Here is a 14,719-nt window from a genome sequence, read left to right on the forward strand (position 1 = left end):
GTGGATCGGCCGGGGCCGGAGCGCACCGCTCCCCGTCACGCACCGCGTACGCGGGAGCGCACATTCGGTCGCACGAGGCCGGATCGTTACCTCGGCCGGGAGCCCTTCGGCCGGGTCTACGCGCGGTGCGCGCGGACGGGGGGCCGGGCGTCGTCGGCAATCCGCGGCGGCCGCCCGGATCAGGCGGCCGCCGCGGACGTCGTCATGGGCACGCCGGACGGTCCTACGGCGCGCGGACGGCCGACAGGAGGCGGGCCACCTCGTCCGAGGCGATCCGCAGGGCGGCGCCCACCGTGGCGAGCACCTCCCGCTCGGCGGGGGTGTACGGGCCGTCCGCGAGGGCGATCCGCGCGCCCTGCAGCAGGATCGATTCGCGCCCGGGCGCGGCCAGGTGCGGGGCCAGCGGTTCCAGGGCCTCGTGGAGCTCTATCGCCAGCGCGGCGCCACAGCACTCGGGCCCGTCGTACAGCCCGATCCGGCCCTCGTCGGTGGCCAGCGCCTCCACCAGGGACTCCAGCTGCTCCTCCGTGCAGTCCTGGAAGCCCGCCGCCCGTACGGCCGACACGGCGGCCTCCAGCGCGCCGCGGGAGGCCGTCCCGCCCGCCGCGAGCACGGCCAGCGTCACGGTGTGCACGGCGTCGCGCAGCATCGCCGAGAAGCGGGTGGTCGTCAGGTGGTCGAGGACCTCGGTCTCGAAGCGCTCCCGGCAGCCCTGGCACTCGATGACGGGTCCGGCCTGTCCGCGCGGCAGCAGCGGGACGCCGAGGACCGTGAACCGGCGGCGCCCGGTGCGCCGGCGGTAGTTGCGGTCTCCACCGCAGTCGGGGCAGAAGAACTCCCCGTCGCCCACGGTGTTCCAGGTGGTGCGGATGCCCCAGACCGTCAGCTTCCGGCCGTCCCCACCCCGAACTGGCAGCACGTCGCACCTCCGTAACTCCCCCGTGGCTCTGCGGGCACGGGCGGGAACCCCAGGCAGCATCGCCGGGTTGGCGTGATGTTAGCCACATCGGTGAGGATGCGTCAGTCGTGTGACAAGACAACATGTCCCGCCGCCCGCACTTGGCCGGTCTGCGTCCCCGCCGCCGCGCCCGCGGACGCCGCATTGTGCCTACGCTCCCCCGCGTGAACGAGAAATCCTGTCTGGTCACGGGCGCGGCGAGCGGGATCGGCCGCGCCACCGCCCGCCTGCTGGCCCGCTCGGGCGCCTTCGTGACGGCGGCCGACATCAATGGCCCCGGCGTGGAGGAACTGCGTACGGAACTGGCCGCCGAGGGCTTCGCCATCACCGTCGTGGCCGGTGACGTCGCCGATCCGGAGGCCAACCGCGCGATGGTCGAGGCCGCGCTCGCGGCGTACGGACGGCTCGACGTCGCCGTGGCGAACGCCGGAGTGATCCCTCTTTCGGATGTACGCGAGACAGGACCGGCCGAGTGGGACCGGGTCATGTCGATCGACGGCCGGGGAATGTTCCTGACCTGCAAGTACGCCATCGAGGCGATGCTGGCGCAGCCGGGCCCGGGCGGGGCGCTGGTCTGCGTGTCCTCGGTCTCGGGGGTGGCGGGCCAGGCCCGGCAGGCGGCCTACGGGCCGGCGAAGTTCGTGGCGTCGGGGCTGACGAAGCACCTTGCGGTGGAGTGGGCGGCGCACGGGATCCGGGTCAACGCGGTGGCCCCCGGCACCATCCGTACGGAGCGGGTGCTGGCGCTGAAGGACGAGCCGGGCGGCCCGGAGTACCTGGCGGAGGTCTCCGCGGCCCATCCGATGGGCCGGCTCGGCGAGCCCGAGGAGGTGGCCCGGGTCATCGCGTTCCTGGCCTCCGACGCGGCCTCGTTCGTGACGGGCGTGGTGCTGCCGGTGGACGGCGGCTACCTGGCCCGCTGAACGACCCGGCCCCGCCCCTCCGGGTGGAGGGGCGGGGCCGGGTCGCACGGCAGGCTGATCAGCGGCCCGCGCGGTTGACGGCGGAGATGACCGCCTTCAGGGAGGCGCGGGTGGTGTTGGCGTCGATGCCGATGCCCCACAGGACGCGGCCGTCGATCGCGCACTCGATGTAGGAGGCGGCCACGGCGGAGGCGCCCTCGCTCATCGTGTGCTCGGTGTAGTCCAGCAGGCGGGCGTCGACTCCGATGCCGGCCAGTGCGTCGAAGAAGGCCGAGATCGGACCGTTGCCGGTGCCGTTCAGGACCGTCTCCACGCCGTCCACGACCGCCTCGACGGTCAGCGTGTCCGTGCCGTCCTTGTCCGTCGCCGTCGAGCCGGAGCGCAGCTGGATGCGGCCCCACGGGTTCTCGGGGTTGGGCAGGTACTCGTCGGAGAAGACGTCCCAGATCGCCTTGGGCGTGACCTCGCCGCCCTCGGCGTCGGTCTTGGCCTGGATGATCCGCGAGAACTCGATCTGCATGCGGCGCGGCAGGTCCAGCTTGTGGTCGTTCTTCAGGACGTACGCGATGCCGCCCTTGCCGGACTGCGAGTTGACCCGGATGACCGCCTCGTAGGAGCGGCCGACGTCCTTCGGGTCGATGGGCAGGTACGGAACCGCCCACTCGATGTCGTCGACGGTCTTGCCCCGGGCGGCCGCGTCGGCCTCCATGGCGTCGAAGCCCTTCTTGATGGCGTCCTGGTGGGAGCCGGAGAAGGCGGTGTAGACGAGGTCGCCCGCGTAGGGGTGGCGCGGGTGGACCTCCATCTGGTTGCAGTACTCGCTGGTGCGACGGATCTCGTCGATCTGCGAGAAGTCGATCTGCGGGTCGATGCCCTGGGAGAACAGGTTCATGCCCAGCGTGATCAGGTCGACGTTGCCGGTGCGCTCGCCCTGCCCGAACAGGCAGCCCTCGATGCGGTCGGCGCCGGCCATCAGCGCCAGTTCGGCGGCGGCGACGGCGGTGCCGCGGTCGTTGTGCGGGTGGACGGAGATGCAGATGTGCTCGCGGCGGGTCAGGTTGCGGGCCATCCACTCGAAGCGGTCCGCGTGGGTGGACGGCGTCGACCGCTCCACGGTGGCGGGCAGGTTCAGGATGATCTCGCGGCCCTCGGCCGGCTGCCAGACGTCACAGACGGCCTCGCAGACCTCCAGGGCGAAGTCCAGCTCGGTGTCGGTGAAGATCTCCGGGCTGTACTGGTAGCCGAAGGTGGTCTCCGGGCCCAGCAGCTTCTCGGCGTACTCCATGACCAGGCGGGTGCCGTCGACGGCGATCTGCTTGATCTGCTCCTTGGAGCCGCGGAAGACCACCCGGCGGAAGGTGGGGGCGGTCGCGTTGTACAGGTGCACGGTGGCGCGCCTGGCGCCGACCAGCGACTCCACGGTCCGCTCGATCAGGTCCTCGCGGGCCTGGGTCAGGACGGAGATGGTGACGTCGTCCGGGATCGCGCCCTCTTCGATGATGGAGCGTACGAACGCGAAGTCGGTCTCGCCGGAGGACGGGAAGCCGACCTCGATCTCCTTGTAGCCCATGCGCACCAGCAGGTCGAACATCTCGCGCTTGCGGGCGGGGGTCATCGGGTCGATCAGCGACTGGTTGCCGTCGCGCAGGTCGGTGGAGAGCCAGCGGGGGGCCTTGGTGACGCGGGCGTCCGGCCAGGTGCGGTCGGCGATGTCCACCTGCTCGTACCGGCCGTACTTGTGGATCGGCATCCCGGAGGGCTTCTGGGTGTGGGTCGCGTTGGTGATGGGCGTGGGGCGACCGACAAAAGGCTGCTGACTCATGGCGTTGGGCTCCTCGCGTGTCCGCGTGTAGTTCGCTGGGACGGCCGACGGCGGTAGTGAAAACCGCAACACCAAACTCCGCGGGGAGGGGGTCGGCCTACGACTACAGACCCTCGCCGCGGCAGCTAAGGAGAAGCAGCCCGAAACGCATGATGGGCCGAGCCTAGCCGAGCCGCGCCGTAGCGCGAGGACCTGTTTCAGTATGCGGGACCGACGTGTCCGATTTGTACCTAATGTGAGCTATACCTCTTTCCTCGCTACAGTTCAGGCCGTTCCGTCAACACCGCGTGACGGCTTTCAGACAACCGAATGAATCATGGTTGCAGCTAGTGACAGGGGCGTGACCCACTGCCACATTGCCGGGATGGATGCCTCCCACGTTCACCGCCACCCCGTCTTCTGCACGGTGGTACCGCCCCACCTGCTCGACAAGATCGCCCGGTCCGGGGACTCCCGGCGCGCCGACGCCGCCCAGCGCACCCTCGAACAGGACGCCTTCCTGCGCACCCGGCGCCGGGTCACCACCGTCCGCGGGATCGCCGCCGCCCCGGCGGTGCCCGTCTCCGACGAACCGCAGCGGACCGTTTACGACGCCCAGCACCGCACCCGGCTCCCCGGGAAGAAGGTGCGCGGGGAGGGTGGCGAGGCGAGCCAGGACGCCACCGTCAACCGCGCGTACGCGGGGCTCGGTGCCACGTACGAGCTGTTCCTCAAGGGCTTCGGCCGGCACTCGATCGACGACTCCGGGCTGGCCCTCGACGCGAGCGTGCACTACGGCCAGGAGTACAACAACGCCTTCTGGGACGGGCAGCAGATGGTGTTCGGCGACGGGGACGGGGACCTGTTCCTCGACTTCACCGTGTCGGTGGACGTCATCGGGCACGAACTCACGCACGGGGTCACCCAGTACACGGCGAACCTCGACTACCACGGGCAGTCGGGCGCCCTGAACGAGTCGATGTCCGACGTCTTCGGCTCGCTGATCAAGCAGTACTCCCTGGACCAGACGGCCGGGGACGCGGACTGGCTGATCGGCGCCGGACTGCTCGGCCCGAACGTCAGCGGGGTCGCGCTGCGCTCGATGAAGGCGCCGGGCACGGCGTACGACGACGACGAGCTCGGCAAGGACCCGCAGCCCGCGACGATGGACGACTACGTCAGGACCTCGCAGGACAACGGCGGGGTGCACATCAACTCCGGCATCCCGAACCACGCGTTCTACCTCGTGGCCACCGAACTCGGCGGCAAGGCCTGGGAGCGGGCCGGGCGGATCTGGTACGACACGCTGACGGGCGGCGAGCTGGCCTCGGACGCGGACTTCAAGGACTTCGCCCGGCTGTCGGTGGCGGCTGCGGTGGCCCGGTACGGGGACGGCGGCGCGGAACACCAGGCCCTCCAGAAGGCGTGGTCGGCGGTCGGCCTGGGGTAGCCGGCCCAACCGGGGTAGAAAGGCGGGCATGCGGATTCTGGTGGTGCGGACGGGCGGCTTCGCGGGCATCCAGCGCCGGGCCGAGGTGGACACCTCGGGGCGGCCCGACGAGGACGAGTGGCGGGCCCTGGCACAGCTGGCGCTGCGGGCCGTCCCGCCCGCCCCCGGATCGGACCGGGTCCGGGACGGGTTCTCGTACCGGATCACGGTCGACGGCCGGACGGTCGCCTGCCAGGAGCCGGACCTGTCGGAGGCGCAGCGGACGCTGATCTCCAGGGTGCTGAAGGAGGGCGCCTGAGCGGAACGCCGCCGTCCCCCCGCCGGGTGGCCGAAACCAGCCCCTGACTGCGGCTGCGGGCTGCGGGCTGCGGCGGGGCCTCGGGGCGGTTTGCCGGAACGGCAACGATGTTTGCCCGGGCGACGGCGACCGGCGGAGCATCGAGGGGACAGGCACCCGCAGGGAAGAGGTCCCCCATGTCGCAGCACCCGCAGCACCCCGCGCCCCAGTCCGAGTACGCGCCCGAGTCCGCGCCCGAGTCCCGCACCGCGTCACCGTCGGAGTTCGCCGGCGAGGAGTTCTGGGACTCCCGCTACCGCGAGAGCGACCGGATCTGGAGCGGCGACGCCAACGCCGTACTGGTCCGGGAGGCCGCGGACCTCGCGCCCGGCCGTGCCCTCGACCTCGGCTGCGGCGAGGGGGCCGACGCCGTCTGGCTGGCCCGCCGGGGCTGGCGGGTCACCGGGACCGACATCTCGGGGGTGGCCCTGGAGCGGGCCGCCGGGCACGCCGCCGACGCGGACGTCGCCGACCGGACCGACTGGCAGCGGCACGACCTCGCCGCATCCTTCCCCGCGGGGGAGTTCGACCTGGTCTCCGCGTGCTTCCTGCACTCGTTCGGGGACTTCCCCCGCGAGCGGATCCTGCGCGCCGCGGCCTCGGCGGTGGCCCCGGGCGGGATCCTGCTGATCGCCGGGCACGCCGCCTGGCCGTCCTGGCAGCAGGACGACCGCCCCGAGGTCCACTTCCCGACCCCGGAGGAGGTCCTCGCGCAGCTGGAGCTGCCCGAGGGCGCATGGGAGGTCCTGCTGGCCGAAGAGCACGAACGGGCCCAGACCCGGCCCGACGGCCGGCCCGGGACCCGTAAGGACAACGCGGTGAAGGTCCGCCGGCTCCCCTGAGGGCCGGCGCGGGAGGACCGGGTCAGAAGCCGAGCTTGCGCAGCTGCTTGGGGTCGCGCTGCCAGTCCTTCGCGACCTTGACGTGCAGGTCGAGGAAGACCGGGGTGCCGAGGAGCGCCTCGATGTGCTTGCGCGACTTCATCCCGACCTCCTTCAGCCGGGAGCCCTTCGGGCCGATGATGATGCCCTTCTGGCTGGGCCGCTCGATGTAGACGTTCGCGTGGATGTCCAGCAGCGGGCGGTCCGCCGGGCGGTTCTCCCGCGGGATCATCTCCTCGACCACGACGGCGATGGAGTGCGGGAGCTCGTCCCGTACGCCTTCCAGGGCGGCCTCGCGGATCAGTTCCGCGACCATCACCATCTCGGGCTCGTCGGTGAGGTCGCCCTCGGGGTACAGCGGCGGGCTCTCCGGCAGCAGCGGCGCGATCAGGTCGGCCAGCAGCTGCACCTGGGTGTCGCCGACCGCCGAGACGGGGACGATCTCGGCCCACTCGATGCCGAGCTCCGCGCCGAGCTGGTGGATCGCGAGGAGCTGTTCGGCCAGGGCCTTGGAGTCGACGAGGTCGGTCTTCGTCACGATGGCGATCTTGGGGGTCTTCTTGATCCCCGCGAGCTCCTTCGCGATGAACTTGTCGCCGGGGCCGAGCTTCTGGTCGGCCGGCAGGCAGAAGCCGATGACGTCGACCTCGGCCCAGGTGGTCCGCACGACGTCGTTCAGCCGCTCGCCGAGCAGCGTGCGCGGCTTGTGCAGGCCGGGCGTGTCGACCAGGACGAGCTGGGCGTCGGGGCGGTGCACGATGCCGCGGACGGTGTGGCGGGTGGTCTGCGGCCGGTTGGAGGTGATCGCGACCTTGGTGCCCACGAGTGCGTTGGTCAGGGTCGACTTCCCCGCGTTGGGGCGGCCGACGAAACAGGCGAAGCCCGCACGGTGCGGGCTGGTGGACTCGGGGGAACGATCGCTCATACGGGCCATTCTCCCCGATGCAGGTCCCGGCGCCGACCAGCCTGCCGCGACGGGGGCGAGGGCGTCGGCGGGCACGGCGGCCGGAGCGGGCCGGCGGCGTACGGGGCGGCGGTCCGGGCGGCGGCTCCTGCGGCCCCGGCACGCACCGTGAGCTCGGCCCGCCCGGCGGCCGGGGTCACGAGAAGGCCAGGGTGAGGACCGCCGTGTAGGCGCCCGGCGGGGTGTACGGCGGGAGCGTGAGGGTGACCGCTGCGTCGATCGTGAAGGTCCCTCCCGCCTGCGCCGAGCCGGGCGCGGAGGCGAGTACGGCGCCCTGCGGGCCGACCACCCCCGCGGCGCCGGGCGCACAGCGGCTCGCGCTGCCCGCGGCGGCGGTGCAGGTCGGGGTCCAGCTCAGCGAAGCGCCCGGGACCCGGATGCCGCCCGGGCCCGTGAAGTCCGTGACCCTGCCGGTCAGCGTCCATCCCGCCGCTTCGCCCCGGGCGTCCTTGACGGTGACCGTGCCGATCCGGCCGGCGGCCGCGCCGCCCCGCCCGTACGGGACCGCGCCCAGGGTGATCGCCGCACCCTCCTGGGTCATCGACAGCGCGCCCGGCTCGACCACCGCCGTCACCTGCCGGGTGCCGGGCGCCGGCGGGGGCGCGTCCTCGATCACCGTGTACGCCGCCGGGCCCGAGCCCTGCCCCGCCGACCACGCCGGGCCCTCGTACGCGATCACCGCGGTCGTCGTCCGGTCCGCCACCGGCAGCTCCGCGCGGACCGCCCCGCGCTCGTCCGCGGTGACGGTCACCCGGTCCGCGGTCTCGGCGGCGCCCGCCCGGCCGGCCACGGTCACGGCCGCGCCCGGGGCGAAGCCTGCGCCGGTGACCTCGACCCCCGCGCCCGGTTTCCCGTACGCCGCGGCGAGCGTGACCGAGCGCAGGTTGGCCCGGCCGGGGGTCCCCCCAGCGGTAACCGGGGGCGCGCTCGCGGTGAGCCGTGCGGACACCGGGGCCCCGGTCACGGTGCAGGTGGTGTCGAGGTCCCTGAGGTGGCTGGTGTGCAGGGTGTAGTCGCCCGGGGCCAGCGTGATCTCGCCCGGCGCGGTGACGGTGAAGGTGCCGGTCATGGTGACGGCGGGCAGTTGCGCACCCGCACGGACGGGATCGTTCCGCTTCGCCCCCACGACGGTGACCCCACCGCTCTGCGCACCCCCCAGCAGGATCCGCCCGGTCGGGGTCAGCGCATCGGCCGGGAGTTCGCCGCCGACGGGGTTCGCCGCGGGGGTCCGGGCCACCTGGTACGTCACGGTGACCGTGTCACCGACCTTCGGCGCCGGGTCGTCCACGGCGATCCGGGCCGCGGTCGTCCCGTCGGCGGGCGGGAGTCCGGCCTCCGGCGGGGGCAGGCAGTGCGTCGGGAAGCCGACCCGCCCCTGCTCCGGGGGCGCCTCGCCGTCGGCGGCGGCGGGCGCGCCCAGCGCACCGCCCGTCGTGGCCGCGAGCACCGCCATGCCGACGGCCACCGGCGCCCATCTCCTGCTGCCCGCCCGTGTTCGCACGGCCCGCCCCCTGTGTTCCCTCGCGCCGACAGGGGGTCATTCACGAGCGGGCGGCGGGAGAAGTCAAGGCCCGGGTCCGGCAGCAACTGATGGCCCATCAGGCATTGGCAGCCTCGGCCCTCGCCTCCGCCTCCGGCTCGGCCCCCGCCTCCGCCTCCGCCTCCGCCTCCGCCTGCCCGCTCATCGCGCGGAACGTGCGCCGGTACGCCGTGGGGCTCACCCCCAGGGCCGACTGCACGTGCTTGCGCAGGGACTGGGCCGTCCCGAAACCCGTCTCCCGAGCCACCTGTTCCATCGGCAGATCCGTCTGCTCCAGCAGCCGCCGGGCCCGCTCCACCCGCTGCCCGACGATCCACTCGCCCGGGCTGATGCCGGACTCCTCCCGGAACCGGCGCGTGAACGTCCGTACGGACATGGCCTCCTGGCGGGCCAGGTCGACCAGCCGGACCGGCTCGTGCAGCCGGTCCAGCACCCACGCCCGGGCCGCCGCCGTACTGGCCTGCTGCGGCTGCGGCACCGGGCGGTCCACGTACTGGGCCTGCCCGCCGTCCCGGTGCGGCGGCACGACGGTCCGCCGGGCCACGTCGTTGGCGACGGCGGCCCCGTGGTCGCGGCGCACGATGTGCAGGCACAGGTCGATGCCGGCGGCGACCCCGGCCGAGGTCAGCACGTCCCCGTCGTCGGTGTAGAGCACGCCGGCGTCCACCCGCACGGCCGGGAAGAGCCGCTGGAAGTGCTCGGCGTGCGCCCAGTGCGTGGTGGCGGGGCGGCCGTCCAGGAATCCGGCGGCGGCCAGCACGTAGCCGCCCGTGCAGATCGAGACGAGCCGCGTCCCGGGCCGGACGTGCGCGAGCGCCGCGGCGAGTTCGCCGGTCAGCCGGCCCTCCTCGTACACGGGCCCCAGCTCGTAGGAGGCGGGCACCACCACGGTGTCCGCCGTGGCCAGCAGCTCGGGCCCGTGCTCGACGTGGACCGCGAAATCGGCGTCCGTGCGCACCGGCCCGGCGGCCAGGGCGCAGGTGAGGATCTCGTACAGCGGCTGCCCGGCGGAGTCCTTGGCGCGGCCGAAGATCCGGTGCGGGATGCCGAGCTCGAAGGGCAGCAGCCCGGTGAGGGCGAGGACGACGACGCGATGAGGGGCCATGGCCCAATCGTATCGAAGGGTGTCGTTCAGGCCACTGTCGTCAGGGGCCCCGCGGCCGGATGCTGTCTGCGTGACGCAGACAGCTCCCCACCCCGCCCCGCCCGCCCCCGCCCCGGTCGCCCCCGGGCGCGTTCACCGCGCCTGGTTCGTCGCGGTCGTCACCTTCGTGACGATCATCGGCGCCGCGGCTTTCGCCTCACTCCCCGGCCTGCTCATCGAGCCGCTGCACGCGGAGTTCGACTGGTCGCGCGGCACGATCGGCTTCGCCGTGTCGGTGAACCTCGCGCTGTACGGACTCACCGCGCCCTTCGCCGCCGCCCTGATGGACCGTTTCGGCATCCGCAAGGTGGTGGCCCTGGCCCTGCTGGTCATATCCGGCGGCACGGTGGCCACCCTGTGGATGACGGCGTCCTGGCAGCTGGTGCTGTTCTGGGGCGTACTGGTGGGCCTGGGCAGCGGCTCCATGGCCCTGGCCTTCGCCGCGACGGTGACCAACCGCTGGTTCACCGCGCGGCGCGGGCTCGTCACCGGCATCCTCACCGCGGCCGGCGCCTCCGGCCAGCTGATCTTCCTTCCGCTGCTGTCCTGGCTGGTGGTCCACCACGGCTGGCGTCCGGCGGCCGTGACGGTCTCGCTGGCGGCGCTGGCGGTCGTCCCGTTCGTGTGGCTGCTGCTGCGCGACCACCCGGCCGACGTGGGGCTCGCGCCGTACGGGGGCACCTATGCCGAGAAGCCCGCGCCGGCCGAGGGTGCGGCGCGCCGGGCGGTGACCGTGCTGTTCAAGGCGGCCCGGACCGGCCCCTTCTGGCTGCTCGCCGGCACCTTCGCGATCTGCGGGGCCTCGACCAACGGACTGGTCAAGACCCACTTCGTGCCGGCGGCCCACGACCACGGCATGCCCGTGACGGCGGCCGCGGGACTGCTCGCGGTGATCGGCGTGTTCGACGTGGTCGGCACGATCGCCTCCGGCTGGTTCACGGACCGCTTCGAGGCGCGCCGTCTGCTGGCGGTGTACTACGCGCTGCGCGGGATCTCGCTGATGTTCCTGCCGGTGCTGCTGGCGCCGTCCGTGCACCCGCCGATGGTCTTCTTCATCGTCTTCTACGGGCTGGACTGGGTCGCGACCGTCCCGCCGACCATCGCGCTCTGCCGCGAGCACTACGGGGAGGACAGCGCGATCGTCTTCGGCTGGGTCCTGGCCTCGCACCAGGTGGGTGCGGCGCTGGTGGCCTTCCTGGGCGGCCTGGCCCGCGACGCCTTCGGCTCGTACGACCTGGTCTGGTACGCCTCGGGCGCGCTGTGCGCGATGGCCGCGCTGATGGCCATGGTGATCCGCCGCCGCACGCATGATCCACTCACTGCATGAGGACGGTGACGCGGCGCGCCCTGGAGGCGATCGGCCGGTTCAACGACGCCCACCCGTGGGACCACAACGCCCACTACCACCGCTGGATCCTGCGGCAGCTGCCCGCGCGGTTCGGCAGGGCACTGGACGTGGGCTCGGGCAGCGGTGACCTGGCCCGGCTCCTGGCCGGCCGGGCCGGGGCGGTGGACGCGGTCGACGCCGATGCGGCGATCGTCGCCCGGGCGCGGGAACTGACGGCCCCGGGCGCCGCGGTGACGTTCTGCGTCGCGGACGCGATGACGGAGCTGCCGCCCGGGCCGTACGACGTGATCACCTGCGTGGCCACCCTCCACCACCTGCCGTTCGGCGGGGCCCTGCGGCTCCTGCGCCGGCACCTGGCGCCCGGCGGAACCCTGGTCGTCGTCGGACTCGCGCAGGCGCAGACGCCGGGCGACCACCTGCTCGGCGCGGCCGCGATCCCGCTCAACGCCGCCCTCGGCTGGATCAGGAACAAGGGGCGTACGGCTCCCCGGCCGCCCTCGATGACCGCCCCGACCCGTCAGGCGGACATGGGCTTCCGGGCCGTCGTCCGGGAGGCCCGGGCCGTCCTGCCGGGCGCGCGGCTGCGCCGCAGGCTCTTCTGGCGCTACACCCTGGTCTGGCGCGCGGACTGACGCGGGCGCGCAGGCCGACAGGCGCGCCGGCCGGGCGCGCAGGCCGACGGGCGCGCCGGCCGGGCGCGCAGGCCGACGGGCGCGCAGGCCGACGGCGGGACCAGCGACGGGCGCAGCGGCGGGCCGGGGCCGGGCGGGGTCAGGAGCCCGCCGGAACCGTGGCCTTGAGGGTGCCGTCCGGGGCCGCCAGGAGGACCGGGGTGGCCGGGCCACCCAGGTCGCGGACCGCCGCACGGTCGGCGTCGGCCACGGCCTCCGCCGAGCTGACCACGGCCGCGGCCTCCAGGGACTCGGCCCCGCTGGCCACCGCCATCGCGACCGCCGTCTGCAGGGCGCTCAGCTTGAGGGACTCCAGGTCCACCGTCCCGGCGACGTAGGTGCGGCCCGTCTCGTCCCGCACGGCGGCGCCCTCGGGCACCCCGTTGCGGGCCCGGGCGCTGCGCGCCAGCGTGATGATCTTGCTGTCCTCGGGGTTGATCCCGGTGGTGTCGGTCATGGTCGAAAGCATATGGAGCGCCTCGACGGGGCCGTGCAACGACCCTGCCGAGGCGCTCTCCCCTGCGTCCGCCGTGGATCTTGGACGCGCGGAAGTCACGGCCGGTCGAGCCGCAGCCGCTCCGCCCTCGGCAGGCCCGCGACCACCAGGTCGTACGAGTCCTCGATCAGCTCCCGTACCAGCGCGTCCGGCAGCCCGCCGACCGTCACCGTGTTCCAGTGCCGCTTGTTCATGTGCCAGCCCGGCGCGACCGCGTCGTGCTCCGCCCGCAGCCGCACCGCCTGCTCCGGCTCGCACTTGAGGTTCACGCTCAGCGGGTCCCCGTCCAGCGCGGACAGCGCGAACATCTTGCCGAGCACCTTGAACACCGAGGTTTCCGGGCCGAAGGGGAACTCCTCCACCGCCGCGTTGAAACCCAGGCAGAACGCACGCAGCTCCGTCGGCGTCATGTGCCCTCCCCGCCCTCGCCGGCCACCGGAGCCACCGGCTCCACCAGCACGGTCACGATCTTGTTCCGGCGGCCCGCCGGGGACTCGGCCGTCAGCCTCAGCGGCCGCCCGTCCGGCAGCTCCACGAGCGCCGAGGCGCCCGCGATCGGCACCCGGCCCAGCGCCTTCGCCAGCAGCCCGCCGACCGTCTCCACGTCCTCGTCGTCGAAGTCCTCTACCTTGAACAGCTCGCCGAGGTCGGTGATGTCCAGGCGCGCCGTCACCCGGTAGCGGCCCTCGCCCAGGTCCTCGACGGGGGCGAGTTCGCGGTCGTACTCGTCGGTGATCTCGCCGACGATCTCTTCGAGGATGTCCTCGATGGTGACGATGCCCGCCGTGCCGCCGTACTCGTCGATGACCACGGCCACGTGGTTGCGCACCTGCTGCATCTCGCGCAGCAGATCGCCCGCGTTCTTGGTGTCCGGGACGAACACCGCCGGCCGCATCGCCGTCGTGACCAGGTCGGCCTCCGCGTCCCGGCTGATGTGCGTCTTGCGGACCAGGTCCTTCAGGTACACGATGCCGACGATGTCGTCCTCGTTCTCCCCGGTCACCGGGATGCGCGAGAAACCCGACCGCAGGGCGAGCGTGGTCGCCTGACGGACCGTCTTGTACCGCTCGATGCAGACCAGGTCGGTGCGGGGGACCATGACCTCGCGCACCAGCGTGTCGCCGAGCTCGAAGACCTGGTGCACCATCCGGCGCTCCTCGTCCTCGATCAGCGACTCCTTCTCCGCGAGGTCGACCATCGCGCGCAGCTCGGCCTCGGAGGCGAACGGCCCCTTGCGGAAGCCCTTTCCGGGCGTGAGCGCGTTGCCGATGAGGATCAGCAGCTGCGGGACGGGCCCCATGACGCGGGCGAGCGGGACCAGGACGTACGAGGCCGCCGTCGCCGTGTTGAGGGGGTGCTGGCGGCCGATGGTGCGCGGGGAGACCCCCACGGCCACGAAGGACACCAGCACCATCACCGCGATCGCGACGAGCAGCGCCTTCCAGTTGTCGCCGAACTCGTCGAGGCAGACGTACGTGACGAGCACCCCGGCGGCCATCTCGCAGGTGACCCGCACGAGCAGCGCCACGTTGAGGTAGCGGGTGGGGTCGGCGGCGACCTGCGCGAGCTTTTCGCTGCCGCGCCGGCCCTCCCGTACGGCCTGTTCGGCGCGGAAGCTGGAGATCCGGGCGATCCCGGACTCGGCGCACGCCGCGAACCAGGCCACCACCACCAGCAGCACCGCGCCGGTGATCAGCTGCGGGGCGGTCACGAGACGGTCGGGGCCGGGGACGGACCGGTCAGGCCGCGCTCACCGCGCCAGCCGTCGACGATGGCCGCCTGGAGGCCGAACATCTCGGCCTTCTCGTCCGGCTCCTCGTGGTCGTAGCCGAGCAGGTGGAGCACCCCGTGGACGGTCAGGAGCTGGAGCTCCTCGTCCATGGAGTGCTGCGTCGGGGCGTCCTCACCCTGCTTCTTCGCCACCTCGGGGCAGAGCACGATGTCGCCGAGGAGGCCCTGCGGGGGCTCCTCGTCGTCCTTCGACGGCGGACGGAGCTCGTCCATGGGGAAGGACATGACGTCGGTGGGGCCCGGCAGGTCCATCCACTGGATGTGGAGCTGCTCCATGGCGTCCTCGTCGACGACGATGACGGAGAGCTCGGACAGCGGGTGGATCCGCATCCGGGCGAGCGCGTAGCGGGCGATGTCGAGGATCGCCCGCTCGTCGACCTCGGTTCCGGACTCGTTGTTGACGTCGATCGACATG

15 protein-coding genes are annotated in these 14,719 nt (G+C 73.0%); 6 read left to right on the forward strand and 9 right to left on the reverse strand.

Features of this window, described 5'->3' with window-relative positions; all coding sequences use genetic code 11:
- Positions 1-223: 223 nt before the first annotated feature.
- A complete protein-coding gene (locus ACIPK4_RS02135; RefSeq protein WP_402308636.1) occupies positions 224-919 on the reverse strand; it encodes a TerB family tellurite resistance protein in 696 nt (231 codons plus the stop codon).
- A 203-nt stretch (positions 920-1,122) separates the two neighbouring features.
- On the opposite strand from ACIPK4_RS02135, the gene ACIPK4_RS02140 reads away from it, so the two are divergent.
- Positions 1,123-1,881, forward strand: a complete 759-nt coding sequence (locus ACIPK4_RS02140; RefSeq protein WP_402308639.1) for an SDR family NAD(P)-dependent oxidoreductase — start codon at positions 1,123-1,125, stop codon at positions 1,879-1,881.
- Positions 1,882-1,939: 58 nt separating this feature from the next.
- Here ACIPK4_RS02140 and leuA read toward each other — a convergent pair whose 3' ends face one another.
- Complete coding sequence (gene leuA, locus ACIPK4_RS02145) at positions 1,940-3,703, reverse strand: 2-isopropylmalate synthase (RefSeq protein WP_376199065.1); 1,764 nt, start codon at positions 3,701-3,703, stop codon at positions 1,940-1,942.
- 364 nt (positions 3,704-4,067) lie between these two features.
- Between leuA and ACIPK4_RS02150 the strand changes: the two genes are divergently transcribed.
- From ACIPK4_RS02150 to ACIPK4_RS02160, 3 genes are all read left to right on the forward strand, one after another.
- Positions 4,068-5,132 (forward strand): M4 family metallopeptidase, encoded by a 1,065-nt coding sequence (locus ACIPK4_RS02150; RefSeq protein WP_376199068.1) that lies wholly within the window; start codon positions 4,068-4,070, stop codon positions 5,130-5,132.
- Positions 5,133-5,160: 28 nt separating this feature from the next.
- The gene (locus ACIPK4_RS02155; RefSeq protein ID WP_402308643.1) at positions 5,161-5,430 is read left to right on the forward strand and encodes a protealysin inhibitor emfourin; all 270 of its coding nucleotides are present in this window, start codon (positions 5,161-5,163) and stop codon (positions 5,428-5,430) included.
- Positions 5,431-5,606: 176 nt separating this feature from the next.
- Positions 5,607-6,311, forward strand: coding sequence for a class I SAM-dependent methyltransferase (locus tag ACIPK4_RS02160; protein WP_402308646.1), 705 nt, complete (start codon positions 5,607-5,609; stop codon positions 6,309-6,311).
- Positions 6,312-6,333: 22 nt separating this feature from the next.
- On the opposite strand, the gene era is transcribed toward ACIPK4_RS02160, so the two are convergent.
- The 3 genes from era to ACIPK4_RS02175 form a co-directional block, all read right to left on the reverse strand.
- Positions 6,334-7,284, reverse strand: coding sequence for a GTPase Era (gene era / locus ACIPK4_RS02165; protein ID WP_037635384.1), 951 nt, complete (start codon positions 7,282-7,284; stop codon positions 6,334-6,336).
- Between the two features lie 166 nt (positions 7,285-7,450).
- Positions 7,451-8,767, reverse strand: coding sequence for a beta-xylosidase (locus ACIPK4_RS02170; RefSeq protein ID WP_402309062.1), 1,317 nt, complete (start codon positions 8,765-8,767; stop codon positions 7,451-7,453).
- Between the two features lie 145 nt (positions 8,768-8,912).
- Positions 8,913-9,959, reverse strand: a complete 1,047-nt coding sequence (locus ACIPK4_RS02175; protein ID WP_402308650.1) for a GlxA family transcriptional regulator — start codon at positions 9,957-9,959, stop codon at positions 8,913-8,915.
- A 70-nt stretch (positions 9,960-10,029) separates the two neighbouring features.
- Between ACIPK4_RS02175 and ACIPK4_RS02180 the strand changes: the two genes are divergently transcribed.
- Both ACIPK4_RS02180 and ACIPK4_RS02185 read left to right on the forward strand, forming a co-directional pair.
- Entirely contained in the window at positions 10,030-11,325 is a 1,296-nt protein-coding gene (locus tag ACIPK4_RS02180; protein WP_402308653.1) for an MFS transporter, read from the forward strand.
- A complete protein-coding gene (locus tag ACIPK4_RS02185; RefSeq protein ID WP_402308656.1) occupies positions 11,322-11,978 on the forward strand; it encodes a class I SAM-dependent methyltransferase in 657 nt (218 codons plus the stop codon). The genes ACIPK4_RS02180 and ACIPK4_RS02185 overlap by 4 nt, the downstream gene beginning before the upstream one ends.
- Positions 11,979-12,117: 139 nt before the next feature.
- On the opposite strand, the gene ACIPK4_RS02190 is transcribed toward ACIPK4_RS02185, so the two are convergent.
- The 4 genes from ACIPK4_RS02190 to ybeY all read right to left on the reverse strand — a co-directional run bounded on the left by ACIPK4_RS02190 (position 12,118) and on the right by ybeY (position 14,718).
- The gene (locus ACIPK4_RS02190; protein ID WP_054222920.1) at positions 12,118-12,474 is read right to left on the reverse strand and encodes a hypothetical protein; all 357 of its coding nucleotides are present in this window, start codon (positions 12,472-12,474) and stop codon (positions 12,118-12,120) included.
- 95 nt (positions 12,475-12,569) lie between these two features.
- Positions 12,570-12,923 (reverse strand): MmcQ/YjbR family DNA-binding protein, encoded by a 354-nt coding sequence (locus ACIPK4_RS02195; RefSeq protein ID WP_402308659.1) that lies wholly within the window; start codon positions 12,921-12,923, stop codon positions 12,570-12,572.
- Positions 12,920-14,224: a hemolysin family protein gene (locus ACIPK4_RS02200; protein WP_402308662.1), complete on the reverse strand. Its 1,305-nt coding sequence runs from the start codon at positions 14,222-14,224 to the stop codon at positions 12,920-12,922. Before ACIPK4_RS02200 ends, ACIPK4_RS02195 begins: the two co-directional genes overlap by 4 nt.
- Positions 14,221-14,718 (reverse strand): rRNA maturation RNase YbeY, encoded by a 498-nt coding sequence (ybeY, locus tag ACIPK4_RS02205; RefSeq protein WP_402308665.1) that lies wholly within the window; start codon positions 14,716-14,718, stop codon positions 14,221-14,223. Before ybeY ends, ACIPK4_RS02200 begins: the two co-directional genes overlap by 4 nt.
- Position 14,719 lies beyond the last annotated feature (1 nt).

Origin of the sequence: Streptomyces sp. NPDC086989, from assembly GCF_044745505.1 — a bacterium.
Classification (GTDB): Bacteria; Actinomycetota; Actinomycetes; order Streptomycetales; family Streptomycetaceae; genus Streptomyces.